The sequence below is a fragment of the Paenibacillus qinlingensis genome (assembly GCF_031455095.1).
GTDB classification, from domain to species: domain Bacteria; phylum Bacillota; class Bacilli; order Paenibacillales; family NBRC-103111; genus Paenibacillus_E; species Paenibacillus_E qinlingensis_A.
The window spans coordinates 418,990-432,543 of sequence record NZ_JAVDSB010000002.1; the positions used below are offsets into that span (position 1 = coordinate 418,990).

The following is a 13,554-nucleotide window of genomic DNA, read 5'->3' on the forward strand; positions in this document are numbered from 1 at the left end:
CCTAGTAGTAATCTTGCCATTTCTTCTGGCCTTTCCATTGAACGATTGTAACGATGAAAATGACGATAAATAGCAACCATGATACCGTAGATGCATAGCTCATTTGTTTGAGTTCAAATGCTTGTGAGTATATGTATAGCGCTAACACCAAAGTAGAATTGAGTGGCCCGCCATTGGTCATAACTTGAACAGATGCAAATACTTGAAAAGAAGCAATCACAAGTGTTATTGCAATCATGAAGCTTGTCGGTTTAAGCAGTGGCAATGTAATATGCCAGAAGCGCTTCGTTCCGTTCGCGCCATCAATTTCTGATGCCTCATAGTAATCCTTGGAGATACCTTGAAGTCCTGCCATGTAAAGCACCATCGCATACCCAACGTAGATCCATACCGTCATGATCATAATACTAATGAGTGACCAATCGGGACTTGCCAACCATCCAGGAGGATTACTTACGCCTAGCGACCTTAAGATGCTGTTGATAGGGCCTTCTGATGAGTTGTACATGACTCTCCACACCACAGCAATAGCAATCAAACTGCTCATATAAGGAAGGAAAACTAACGTACGCAGTGTCTCTTTAAAAAAGACATATTTGTTCAGGACAATTGCTAAAAGCAATCCACCAAACATCGCTGCAGGAACGGTAACAGCAGAGAAAATAACATTATTCGTTAATGCTTTTAACACCTTTTCATCATGAAATAGTTTAATTACGTTATCCAATCCGATATAGGTGAGTCCCTGCAATCCCTTTAAATAATTCCAATCTGTAAATATCAATATCAAACTAAATACCAATGGGAGTAAAATAAACGCACAAAATCCCAGCAGATTTGGAAGTATGAATAAATAACCAGCTACGTTTTCTCTTGTTTTTTCTTTCCATTTCATTGCTCGCAGCTCCCTTCTTAGTATTAAGTATAAAATAACTTCATCCTCAGCAGAATGGGAAAAAGTAAGCATAAACCGTGATATCCTATGATTTCACCTACCGGAATTGTCGAAGTAAGACTACGATAGTCCAGCATTCATTTGTAACCCGTAGCACTCGCGTTCGTTCCTATTTTCGTTAAACGGAGCAGAAGTGTCTCTATATAAAAAAACAGACCACCTCCTTAGGTACAAGGGTGTGGTCTAATTGGGGTGTCTCTCTATTCAATTATTTGGTAGCTGCTTTAATGGCGTCATCAGCCTTTTTCTTGATCGTCTCAACCGTTTTATCAAGTGGTTGAACGTTCATAAAGTATTTCTCTGCTTCTTCCATCAATGCTTTTCTTTGCTCAGCTAAGGCTGTCGTTTTCGTGGTCAACTTATACGTATAGTTACCTTTAAGCACACTCATGAACGAATCTTTATCAAAGTACTGACCTTTATCCGCGATGATAATATCTGCAACTTTGTTAATGTCGGACTTCAGGTTACTCGGGATGCGTCCACCAGCAACCATTTCCAAGTTGCCCTCTTTCAAGTACCAATCTAAGAACTTCATCGCCGCTTCCTTATTTGCACTTTTCGCATTAATGGAAATGTAGTCACTAAATCCGCCGCCATTCACATTTTTACCCTTTTCCATTTGCGGTACAGGTGCGAAAGCCACAGTGAATTTACGATCTGGATATGCTTTATCATCCTTAATATATCTAAATAAATACGTTCCCGAATAAACCATAGCCGTTCTACCCTTTAGCAATTCATCCTGCGGTTGAAGCTTATTGGCTATGCCCTCCGCATATGGTACCATAGCTTTTGCATCTAACAACTGCTTCTGTACCTCTAAGCCTTTCTTTAAGGCTGGATTGTTCAAGTTGGAGCTGCCATCTGCTGCGAAGTAGGCATTGTTAGGCTGCGCCGACAAAAGTACGTCAATCGCAATCGGCTCCCATGTTGGATTTAAGTAAGCACCTATTTGCCCTGGTTTCGTCAGCTTCTTGCCAAGAGCCACGTACTCATCCCACGTCCAATCTGTCGGGATTTTCTCGCCAGCCGCATCTAACATCGCCTTATTGAAGAACATGACCTGCAAGCTTTTCGCTCCTGGTAGATAATACGTTTTATTGTCCTTCTTAATCAGATTATTGGCGCCAATGATCCCATTAACATCAAAATTGACCTTCTTAATCAGATCATCTAGTGGCTCAGCCATGCCTGACGTGATTCTTCGATCCAAGTTGGCGTCGCTGTATGAAACGTATAGATCAGGTGCGTCATTCGTTGAAAGTAAAGCTGTCTCAAGCTTCGTATTACCAGGCTCATCATTTACGAATCGCACATATTCAACTTGAATATCTTTATTAGCCGCATTCCATTTATCCACGACGGCTTTAGGGCCACTTTCTTCAGGAACGCCACCCCAGAACTTTAACTTCACTGTTTTTGCAGGTGCTGCTGGTGTTGCCGTTGCTGCTGCTGACGTAGCTGTAGCGGTCGTAGTGCTTGTACCGCCATTGTTCGTTTCTGTTTTACCACAAGCGCTCAAAGCCAACGATGATAACATCGCAACTGACAAGCCAATAACTGAAAGCCTTTTCATTTAGTATTTCCCCCTCAACTTAATTTGACCACATTTCAGTTATACCAAATGGCGTGACAACTTCGAATGGGAGATTCTATAGACTTCAAGTGTTTTTCTTAGATTCGTATTTATTTACCCCATATCATTTTGCGATATTCCAGCGGAAATACCCCTTCTGTTTTTTTGAAATATTTACTAAAATGGTTCGAATCTCCATATCCGACCATTTCACTGATTTCATATATTTTATACGTAGGATCAGCTAAGAGCTCACGAGCCCGCTTCATCCTAACCTTGGTTATATAGTCAACAATTTTATCGCCTGTTTCTTTTTTAAAGAGAACACTTAGATAATTCTCAACAAACCCGATTCGCTTAGCCAATTCAGATACCTTGATGGAGTGATTGAATTCCTTATGAATGATATCGATCACTTCTTGAATTTCTGGCCGATAACGTCCAGCTGCGACATTTTGTTTATCTGAATAAAACATATGCTTATCCAGATCATGAAACTTGCGATCCAAGCTCATCTCAGCTGCTTCATAGGCGCGATGTAATTCATAAATCGTACAGGGTTGAGAAATACCGAAGCTAAGCGATACACGGGCATAAGTAGCCGAAGCATCGCGCATTTCTTCCAAAGTGATCTCAGAGAAACCGCTTAAGATCAAGGCGAACTTACCATTTAACGTTTCTACTAACTCGCCTCCGCCATTCTTCTTCATGATTTCCTCCAAAATATTACCCACGGTATAGCTCAGCAATTGTTCACTTTTGAACCTATTCTCCTCATTGACCCGCCGATACTCATCGATCGAAATGCAGACAACGCGATAAGGCGGTTCGCCACATTGCAAATTCAATTCCTTCAGTAAAGCATCCGTTTCCAGTTTGGAACTGTGTTTCATTAATAAATTCTGCAATTGTCCCCGCTTTACGCCACTTTTTAACTGTACCACCTTTGAGACGAGTTGATCTTTTTCCGATTGCTGAATGCGCGAATTTTCAATCTCCTCACCAATGCGCTTGCATTTCTCAAGCAACTCCTCTGGCACCCAGGCTAACTTGAGCATGTAGTCAACTGCACCTAATTGCAAAGCTTTTTGTACATAATTAAAATCATTATAATTAGATAAAATCATGCACCGTGTATGCGGCCACTGCCTCGTAATGTTCGTCATTAATTCAATGCCATCCATCTCTGGCATACGAATATCCATAAGCACAATATCGCAGGGAAATCTCTCTAGCAGAGCCAAGGCTTCCACCCCGTTCTCAGCTTCGCCAATCACTTCAAAACCATGTTCCTGCCATGGAATGAGCGTTTTTAAAGATAATCGAACCAAAATCTCGTCATCAACAATTAATATCCGTATCATAGCGTCGGCTCCTTATTTATGAATGGTAATTGAATACGGGCTTCTAACCCGCATTCCTCAAGTTGATGTAAGGTAATGCCGTAGGAAGCACCAAAATATAGTTTGATTCGTTGATCTACATTTCCAATGCCAATACCGCTATATTTGGCATGTGAGGGGGTTAACCCCTCCTGAATGCTTATTAATTCCTCTGGAGCTACACCTTTGCCGTTATCTTGAATGGAGATGGTATATCCTAAACGATCCTCCTGCCAATACGCATGAATCTGAATATGTAAGGGCAATCGCCCCCCATGTATAAGACTATTCTCTACAAGGGGTTGAAGGCTAAATTTCAAGACATAGCTATCCAAGAGGTCCTCGGGAACATCCATAGCAATACTGATGTTGTCATTATATCTAATTTTCTGCAAATACATATAAAGCTCTAAATATTCTAATTCTTGTCGAAGTGTGACATAGTGATGCTGCTGCTTCATTGAGAACTCGAGTAGCTTACCTAATGCTGTTATCATGTCACTCACATTGCGGTTCGTATTGGACAACATGGCCATAAGTTTAATAGAGTTCAGTGTGTTGAATAGAAAATGAGGATTAATTTGTGCCTGTAACGCTTGAAAATGGGCTTCCTCTTTCTTCTGTTGTTCTTCCACGACATGGGACATCAGCTCTTGAAGCTTGACTGTCATGCGATTAAAGCTATTACCTAGCAGCGATATCTCATCTCGCCCTTTTACCTGAACAACCGTCTTAAAATCCCCTGCTCCTACTAACCCCATGGAATGCAAGAGTGAATAGATCGGCTTGGTAAATCGCAGCAGGAAATAGATAAATAACAGAATAGCAGCAGCAAAAATCAACAAAATACTAAGAATAGATTTGGTTTTCGACTTGTTTAACTGAGCAGTAAATTGATCATTGGGTATAAAAGTCAGCAAACTCACGCCTAGTATAGAAACTTTGGCTTCATTAACCAAATAGGTGTTGCCGTCATGATTAAAGCGCATGCCCTGATCTTTGGCTCGATTTAATTCTAATAATTGTTCATTTGTGAAATTTGTAAACGCATTACCTTGCGTGTCCATGAATCGCCCTTCATGGTCTCTCATCAACATATCCGGCAAGCTTTGAGAAGACAGTTCACGTTTGCCGAAGAACACTTCCCACGGCACACCTACACTAATAACTCCTGCACTTTTCGTACCCGTAGCGTCTCGTACAGTTCTGGATATCGTGACATAGCTGCTCGAAGTTCCTGCGTCGGCATAGCCAAATTGAGGGTTAAGTTTGTAGAACAATGTCCATATCGGATAGCCCATCTGCTTATTAGCAGCGATATACCAGGGCTCCTGAATGAGATTGGCGTAATTATTATCAATGTTAAAATCATATAACGTACTGAGCGCTAACTGATTATTATCCAGATAGATGAGGAAGGCCCTGGTATCGAGGAGTAAATCTCGAATGGTCCCCAGCGACGTTTGTACCCTTTTAATGGTCGAATAGGACTGATAATCATTCTTCCAATTAGCAAGCTTGGAGATATCACTTTGTTTCACATCTGACTCTACAAAAGCTGTTGCTTTAACCATTTTACCAAGCAGATCGTCAATCCCTTTGGCCTTACTTTCAACCAATTCTTGATTGGTCGTATACACTTCTTTCTCTAGCAAACTCTTTGAAGAATACGTATAGGAGAGAAAGATAAATAAAATCGGTACAACAATTAAGATAATAAACGTAAAAATCAACTTACCTCTAATGGAGTGGATGATGTATTTAATGCCTTTCATGCTGCTCCTCCGTCCCCTTAAAAATGCCCTATAAAATTAGTTTACATGAATGCCTTCCTTTGCAACAGGGAGATTCTTAACTTTTATCGTGTATTTCTAAGAGGTTTTCGAATCACCGCAAAAACAAACAGACTGTTTAGCCTTATTCGCTAAACAGTCTGTTCTAGTTATTAAGCTTAGTGCCTGTCTTCCTTATTTTTTACATTGCGAAGGACTGTAGTACTTGAACTGTTTGAAGATGCGAATAAAATAATTAATGCTACCAAAACCTACACGATCCGCTGCCTCAGTCACCGATATGTCCGTTGTTCGTAACAAATGTTCCGCCACGTTGACCCGGTGCAAATTGACGAATTCTACGAATGTACGTCCAGTTAAGCGTTTGAACGTTTTGCAAAAATGATGAATGCTCATATTGACCATTTGTGCAGCCTCTTCCAAAGCGATGTGCCTTGCGTAATGTTCTCGAATAAATGGGAATAATAGGTCAAAACTCTTCGTTCGTCTCCGGTCTTCAAAGAGCTGCTTGTCCCTCTGCGCTATCCCCTCGAAATTAGCATTCCGTCTGACTGCCGCTGTCATAATCAATTGTAAATATGAGCGAACAGCTAACTCGTAGCCAAGCTTCCTCTCTTCAAACTCACGAATAATTTGAAGAACAGCTTGTTCAAATTGTCCATAATCCCCATCTTCAGAGCTCAGTTTTACAGGAAATCTCTTTTGTCCTAACAGAAATGGCAAGATCAAGGCACCATATAGAGGATCACCTGCGTCACTACTGAACAACGACTTATTAAAAACAATCGCATAATAGTCAACATCCATATTGTTAACGGAATAACCTGAATGCAGCTCACCTGAATGTATAAAAAGTAAGTCACCTGGCGAACTGTCGTAGGGACTCCCCCCAATATCAAATACAGCATGCCCTTTTACAAGATAAATAATTTCTAAGTGATCATGCCAGTGTAAATAGAGCATTCGTTCGCCTGCACTATAGTTATGAAATATGTTGATAGGGAATTGTTTTTCAGGCAAATACGTCATTTCTTTCAGTTCCTGATTAGCCGTCACGTTGTCTTCCCTCCACACGATAACAAAATAGTGCAACTTTTCAACAAGATCATATATAGAACAGAATTTCTTAATTGGTTATCCTTATTATATACATCTACTAGGAGGAATTCATCTTATGAAAGCAATAAGAATTGTCCAAGCTGGTTGCGGTGGCATGGCGAATGCATGGATTCAATACGCTTTAGAACGTCAAGACACGGAACTCGTTGCCTTGGTAGACATCTTTGAAGAAGCAGCGAAGAAAATGAATGAGAAATATGGTTTGTCCCTCCCCTGGTACGCCTCTGTCGAAGAAGCCATTCGTCAATCAAATGCTAACGTTGTTTTTGATTGTACGATTCCAACAGCTCATCAAGCCGTTGCGACAGCTGCGCTTAATGGCGGATGCCATATCCTTAGTGAGAAGCCGATGGCCTCCACCTTAGAGGAAGCCGAACAACTTGCAGATTTGGCAACATCCAAACCAGAATTGCAATATGCGATTATGCAAAATCGTCGCTATCTGAAGGATATCCGCGCGCTGCGTGGACTCATCGCACAAGATGTTATAGGTCATGTGAACTTCGTTACCGCAAACTTTTTTATCGGTGCTCACTTCGGAGGTTTTCGAGATGCAATGAGCAGCCCGCTCATTCTTGATATGGCTATTCATACGTTCGACCAAGCTCGTTTTATCATCCAAGCTAACCCCGTATCTGTCTATTGCCATGAGTTTAATCCTAAGGGCTCCTGGTATGAAGGTAATGCTGCCGCCGCTTGTATATTTGAATTCGATAATGGCGCGGTCTTCACATACAACGGTTCTTGGTGCTCGGAAGGAGCTCCTACCTCATGGGAAGCTGCTTGGCGTATCGCAGGCAATAAGGGAACAGCCATTTGGAACCAAGCAGCGCCTTATGCCGAAATTGTTGCACCTGGCCAAGATAATAAATTTATCTACGACTATCAACGTGTTGAGGCGCCTTATGTTTGGACGGGGCGTGAAGGTCACGCAGGCTGCCTAGATGACATGTTTCAAGCTATTCTAGAAGGACGGCAGGCTGAAACCGCCTATTCGGATAATATTTTTAGCACGAAGATGGTATTTGGTGCAATCGAGAGTGCGAAGACAGGGCGAAAGGTGACTCTCTAGGGAGACCACCTGTACGCCCCCAATGTCCTCCCCTAGAAAGAGATATACGCCCCCGAATGCTCAAATAAATAATTGCGATCACTTAGAAAACTCAAATCTTCTTTCCCGTATGCCTGTGAGGCATGTTCAAGCTTTTTGGACAGATCCGTTAGAGCTGATTGGATTAAAAGTGTGCGTACTTCTCCCCATGCCTCTTGTCTCTGATGAGCGTACTGCAAGCCATCCTTAAGGTTCAGTCCTTTGAGTTTCTGAAAAACAGTTGCCCATTGCACAAAATCTCCCTTTAGATTGCCGCATGGAATGACGTATTGCCCTAAACCGCATGTTCCAAGATTCGTTGAAATCGTCAGTAAGCCGCAATGACAATCGTCACCATGTTCGGGCTGCAGCTTATCGGACAATTCACAATCAAATTGGAAACATTCAATACGGGTAATTTTACATGCTTGCGTACATTCATCTGATTCTCTTACTAGAGTCAGGGGTTCGGGATACATAATAGATTCACTCTCCTCCAATTGTGAACAACAAAAAGAAGCCAAAGAGCAGAGAAACTCTACTCTCGGGCTTCGAAGTCGCATACCAATGCGCGCTAAGAAGGCTCGAAAAGAAGGTGGTTCTCTCCCAATTCGCTTACGAGGTTAGCTGTCGGATTTGGGCTTGGAAGTGCCCTACTTTGGCAAGCTATGCCTGCTTTAGATTCACCCCTGAAACCGATTCTACCTGCGATCGGCTTCGGTTGGTTCCCCCGTTTTCCTTACGGAAACTCAGCGTTTTGCTTCACATCTGTTGTTGTTGAATCGAATGTTACGCCGATTGCTCATAAATGTAAAATGCGATGGAGACACTTATTTCGCACTCTGTCGCATTCAGCGCTTATGAAAGCGCGTCCAATTAGTAATCATTTGTATTATCGATAGAAATGCTTCGGTTTTCTTTCATTCTTGCCTTCTTTCACAATAGTAGGCTAGTGGCAAACTGACTTTGATAAAGTCGCCTGGTTTGTTTTTATTCCATTTTTATACGTTTCTAGTCATTCTTTACCCCATGTTTATACAGTTCAACGTTACAATAATGACATATTCGCTTACAACCGACTTTGAGATTAAGTCAAAAGGAGAAATGCCATGACTTCCTCCCCCCATTATTATTTAGGGATAGCGCCTCATTTGTTGAATCCAATTGATTTACATTACGAATGGTTTGGTGTTTTATGGTTAGAAGAAGAGAATCATTTTCCCATTATTGTTGGTTACTGGTTTTCTAAGGAAAGGTCTGAAATTACACAAGATGCGATCCTGTCAGGTTTCTCAACATGGACCGAAATAGGGGATCATTCAATGATTATGAGAATGTATCAATCTATTAGAAACAAGCAGAAAAAACAAGATTGGGAGAAGCGTACGCGTTTATCCCTCCGCACTATTTTCAATTCACCTTGGAATGAAGTATCCCCAGGGTTATATCTCATCAAATCGCGGGACACATACCCCCTTCATGTTTCAGCCATTCTAAAGAAGAAATTTTGGGTTTGGTTAGAACATACTGCCGTTTGTGAAACCAAAGAAGAGCTTCAAGCGTTTATGCAACGCGTACATGAAGAGCATCAAATGGAAATCTCCATGAAAAACACAAAACCGAAGTTCCTATAAGAGAGGAATTTCGGCTTTGTTTGTTATTTCGTAAAGTGAATCGACTCCGTAGTTAAACAAGATATCTTCCCGCAGGTACCAGAACGCCCCCCCATTCATGATCAATACCTTGATAGCTGGATGGTAAATTCGGATCGCCACCCACGTATTCCGGGAACTTCGGATAAGGGAAAATAGGTCGCTGAAAGCTGATCCCATTCGGAGCAAAACTATCCTTGAACGCCGTTGCGATTAATTTCTCTGGTGCTTTTCCATGTTCCACCCAAGCAACGAGTGCGTTTAACATATCATGTTCGCTATCTAGCTGATCACTTTGGACACCGCCAAGACCAATGTCGTTCAACCCCGGACCGCCTCCACAATGTCCCATTCCCGGGACAAGGAAAAATCTGAAAAAATCTTGTGTTTGGGGGAGTCCACCTTGGGCTTCCATAACCCGTTCGTAATAATGAAGCGCATCTTGATACGGAACAAGTGGGTCTGACAACCCTGTGTACATCACTATTTTCCCGCCTAGTGCTTTCATCGCACTTAAATCAGGATTATTTGCATTTAGAAGATGAGCCAATCTTTCATTTAATACATCCAAATCGTGGTCAAAATCGAATGTCCTGTAATCAAATCCTGCACCGAACACCCAACGAAACATATAAAGCAGTGATGAGGGCAACCGCTCGGGATCTTGTTGAAGATCTAACCCCCCTGAGCAATTCTCGCTCCCATAGGGAAATGGTGTATAGATCTGTTCTCCGGTTCGCGGATTAGTTGGACCCGCATAGATCTTCTTCAGCGCCAACACTTGGGCATTCGTAAGCCCCTTGTCGTTAGCTAGATTGCTGCGATTTGAAATCGTGTCAGGATCGAAACCGCATTTCCTTGGATCGGTCAAGAAGTTATCTCCAGGAGCACCGCCATCTTTCCCCCGCCATTGCTCAATCACCGCATTTGTTATTTCATCTACTTTTTCTTTTGAGAAAACCTCACCCTCAAGCACCTGATTCACGGCTTTATAATTCCACAAGAATCCAGCATGCAGGTGCGTGCGATTGTTAGCTGGAGCTCCTGCTAGGATGCCGTTATAATCGTCCGGATACCGCTGTGCTTCCATCAATGCCTGTTGACCGCCAGTCGAACAGCCTACGAAGTAAGCGTAACTAGCGGGTCTTCTGTAGTACAACGCGATGATTTCCTTCGCGACAACCGTCATCTCATGTGTAGCGCGATAGCCGAAATCCGCCCAACGTTCCGGTTGACCAATGGCTGAATCGACATGAGGGGAAGTGCCTAGATCCGTGTTTGCCGTTGCGTATCCTCTCCTTAATCCGAAAGCAAGGTGCGCATAGGCGATGGCACCAGCACTCCCTCCGTTGCCCGTACCGAGGAATTTGCCATTCCAATTCTCTTGAGGCAGCCAAACCTCTACGTGGATATTCGAAATGGGAGTTGGTTTCAGTTGCATGGCAATACGGCAAAATGCTGGAAGATCGGTTATGATTCCACCGTCTGGAAGTGTAAAATTTCCTTCAGGCACCATTTGAACACATGTAATTGTACATCCCTCGATATTAGCATCTGTAAACATTTCTTCCGTCATAATTTCAACCTCCTTCACTTATTAAGATTCTAGCTACTGTGCGGTATAACCTCCATCAATCACAATCGCTTGACTACCCTAGTGTTCATAACCAGCAGATTGAAGAGTGTGGATTGAATTTATGAAGGATAGGTTATATATTAGTAAAATATAGCAGGACTTTTGACCCAGACTAATAATGACTATGATTACTTAGAGGGTGTAAAATGAATTTTTTTGCATGGATGGATATTATCTTATTTTTCGTTTTATTTGTTTTATTCGTATATGTATTTGTGTCTGTTACCATCACTAGCTTGCATAAAATTTATTTAACCTTCCATTTTTCAATGATGCTTTGGCCAATCTGCCAGTTTGCTATTAAAATGGTGGATGCTCCTAACGTTCAACTCATTTATCTAAAACTATCCTTTGTTGACACGTGTCTGCTTGCCGTTGGTTGGCTTCTCTTTACAATTTTCCTCACCGGACAGTCACGATTTCTGAAAACGAAAATATCATTACTGCTTTATGTTCCAGCTCTCCTAGCAGCAACCTGCGTGATCATGAATCCTAATGGCAAATTCGTTCTACCCTTACAAGGAAGTTACATCCATAGGTATTATGGACCACTTTTTTGGTGTATCATTACGATCTTGATTGGCTATATTATCGTTTCGCTATCGATTATGAGTCGCGTATTACTATCCGACAAGGCACCTCGCATCAAGACGCAGGTTAAGCAAGTGCTAAAAGGTATTATCGTAATGACCCTATTTATATTATTAGATGTCATCTTAAACGTTGTCCTATATTCTTTTCTACCCGTCATTACAGGATTGACCTCATTTGGTGTTCTACTTTCTGCTATTTTCTTTGTCATTGCCATTCATCGCGATAAAGTATTTGATATTGTGAACATCGCCCATCAAGATATTATTGATACCATCGATTATGGCATTCTGGTACTTGATGATAATGACATCGTTGTAGAAATAAATCGCTCTCTATTACCTCATCTCGACTTGACCATAGGTTTCCGTTTTGATATCGCTAACATTCTCACCAAGGGACAGTCAAGCAGTCATATAGATTCATTCCTCCAAACATACCTCAATTACCCTATGGAGAGATCTGCAATCGAAATGAAATTCGCTGATGGTCGCCATATCAACATGCAAACCGCACCTATCACGGTTAACCGTACAAGGGTTGGACGAATCATCACATTTCAAGATGTGAGTGAACTTCATCGCCTCATGGAAGCAACAAACCTTCAGAACGAAATCCTACAAGAACGCAACCGATCGTTAATTAACATTCAAAATGAATTGTCTCAAACAAATCAGAAACTCGAGCACATGGCAATAACCGATGCTCTGACAGGTATTTATAACCGCCTCTATTTGACACAAAAGCTAGAGTATGAAGTATTACATCATATCAAGTATCAAATGCCGTTTGCGCTAATTTTATTAGATATCGACTATTTTAAATTAATCAATGACAATTATGGCCATTTAGTCGGTGATCAAATGATCCAAAGCACGGTGGAGGTCATCAAACAGAGCCTGAGGCCAACTGACATTTTTGCGCGTTTTGGCGGGGAGGAGTTTATCATTTACTTACCGCAAACGAGTCCTTCACAAGCAAAATTTTTAGCCGAACGTATCAAATCCACCGTTGAATCGAATAAGTTGATAGCGAAAAAAATACCTTATTCTTTATCCATTACGATAAGTATTGGACTACTATCTATTACTAATTTCACTTTAGAACATTCAAAAAATCCCAGTACATATTTAACCGATTTACTCGAAGCTGTAGATAAAGCCTTATATATGGCAAAAGATGAAGGCCGTAATCGCATTGTCAGTATCGCAAGATGATGATCCTAATGTTCATCAAACAGACAAGCAGGCCAGCATCCTGTCGGACGCTAGCCTGCCTGAATTTACTCCCTATCGCCCCATGATGGCGCTGCCTGAGCTGTGGTGGTCGGAGAAATCGCTCGTTGATTTACCCTTTTCCCACACATCGGCATACGTGGAGTCTTTCTTGAATTCTTCCAACGCAAAGGCGCAGGAAGGGATGATTTTGCGCCCTTTGTCACGGGCTTCTCGGACGACCATGTTCAATAGTTGTTTACCCAGTTGATGACCACGGTAGCGCGGGTCCACGTAAGTATGATCAATTACCCAAGTTCCAGCTTCGACCAGCCTGAAAGTAATCTCACCAACCGTACCAGACAGCGTGCTGAGGATGTAGGCGTTCCCTTGTTTTTGGAGGACGATTTCCTCCTCCGTTTCGTGAAACGTGTTGTTAGCTTCCATAGTGAAACACCTCCTGAAGGATGAATGCTTGCTTCTATTTATTACCCTTTAGGAGAGTCGGTGAAACAAAGATCAAAAGCAACTACGTCCCACTCA

At 41.9% G+C, this 13,554-nt stretch carries 11 protein-coding genes and 1 riboswitch; of the genes, 3 read left to right on the forward strand and 8 right to left on the reverse strand.

The window, feature by feature from the left end; all coding sequences use genetic code 11:
- Position 1: 1 nt before the first annotated feature.
- The 5 genes from J2736_RS09730 to J2736_RS09750 all read right to left on the reverse strand — a co-directional run bounded on the left by J2736_RS09730 (position 2) and on the right by J2736_RS09750 (position 6,765).
- Complete coding sequence (locus tag J2736_RS09730) at positions 2 to 895, reverse strand: carbohydrate ABC transporter permease (RefSeq protein ID WP_310225896.1); 894 nt, start codon at positions 893 to 895, stop codon at positions 2 to 4.
- 268 nt (positions 896 to 1,163) lie between these two features.
- Positions 1,164 to 2,534 (reverse strand): ABC transporter substrate-binding protein, encoded by a 1,371-nt coding sequence (locus tag J2736_RS09735; RefSeq protein ID WP_310225898.1) that lies wholly within the window; start codon positions 2,532 to 2,534, stop codon positions 1,164 to 1,166.
- 110 nt (positions 2,535 to 2,644) lie between these two features.
- A complete protein-coding gene (locus J2736_RS09740; protein ID WP_310225899.1) occupies positions 2,645 to 3,898 on the reverse strand; it encodes a response regulator transcription factor in 1,254 nt (417 codons plus the stop codon).
- A complete protein-coding gene (locus tag J2736_RS09745; RefSeq protein WP_310225901.1) occupies positions 3,895 to 5,691 on the reverse strand; it encodes a cache domain-containing sensor histidine kinase in 1,797 nt (598 codons plus the stop codon). The genes J2736_RS09740 and J2736_RS09745 overlap by 4 nt, the downstream gene beginning before the upstream one ends.
- 192 nt (positions 5,692 to 5,883) lie before the next feature.
- The gene (locus J2736_RS09750) at positions 5,884 to 6,765 is read right to left on the reverse strand and encodes a helix-turn-helix transcriptional regulator (RefSeq protein WP_310225903.1); all 882 of its coding nucleotides are present in this window, start codon (positions 6,763 to 6,765) and stop codon (positions 5,884 to 5,886) included.
- Between the two features lie 118 nt (positions 6,766 to 6,883).
- Here J2736_RS09750 and J2736_RS09755 point away from each other — a divergent pair, with 118 nt between their 5' ends.
- Entirely contained in the window at positions 6,884 to 7,900 is a 1,017-nt protein-coding gene (locus tag J2736_RS09755) for a Gfo/Idh/MocA family protein (RefSeq protein WP_310225905.1), read from the forward strand.
- 32 nt (positions 7,901 to 7,932) lie between these two features.
- Here J2736_RS09755 and J2736_RS09760 read toward each other — a convergent pair whose 3' ends face one another.
- On the reverse strand, positions 7,933 to 8,397 hold the full coding sequence (locus J2736_RS09760; protein ID WP_310225907.1) for a hypothetical protein: 465 nt from the start codon (positions 8,395 to 8,397) through the stop codon (positions 7,933 to 7,935).
- Between the two features lie 117 nt (positions 8,398 to 8,514).
- Positions 8,515 to 8,683, reverse strand: a riboswitch (cyclic di-AMP (ydaO/yuaA leader).
- Between the two features lie 389 nt (positions 8,684 to 9,072).
- Here J2736_RS09760 and J2736_RS09765 point away from each other — a divergent pair.
- The gene (locus J2736_RS09765; protein ID WP_310225909.1) at positions 9,073 to 9,552 is read left to right on the forward strand and encodes a hypothetical protein; all 480 of its coding nucleotides are present in this window, start codon (positions 9,073 to 9,075) and stop codon (positions 9,550 to 9,552) included.
- Positions 9,553 to 9,604: 52 nt separating this feature from the next.
- Here J2736_RS09765 and J2736_RS09770 read toward each other — a convergent pair whose 3' ends face one another.
- Positions 9,605 to 11,146, reverse strand: a complete 1,542-nt coding sequence (locus J2736_RS09770) for a tannase/feruloyl esterase family alpha/beta hydrolase (protein WP_310225911.1) — start codon at positions 11,144 to 11,146, stop codon at positions 9,605 to 9,607.
- A gap of 224 nt (positions 11,147 to 11,370) precedes the next feature.
- On the opposite strand from J2736_RS09770, the gene J2736_RS09775 reads away from it, so the two are divergent.
- The gene (locus J2736_RS09775; protein WP_310225913.1) at positions 11,371 to 13,014 is read left to right on the forward strand and encodes a histidine kinase N-terminal 7TM domain-containing diguanylate cyclase; all 1,644 of its coding nucleotides are present in this window, start codon (positions 11,371 to 11,373) and stop codon (positions 13,012 to 13,014) included.
- A gap of 72 nt (positions 13,015 to 13,086) precedes the next feature.
- On the opposite strand, the gene J2736_RS09780 is transcribed toward J2736_RS09775, so the two are convergent.
- Positions 13,087 to 13,500: a GNAT family N-acetyltransferase gene (locus J2736_RS09780; protein WP_397340448.1), complete on the reverse strand. Its 414-nt coding sequence runs from the start codon at positions 13,498 to 13,500 to the stop codon at positions 13,087 to 13,089.
- Between the last annotated feature and the right edge of the window lie 54 nt (positions 13,501 to 13,554).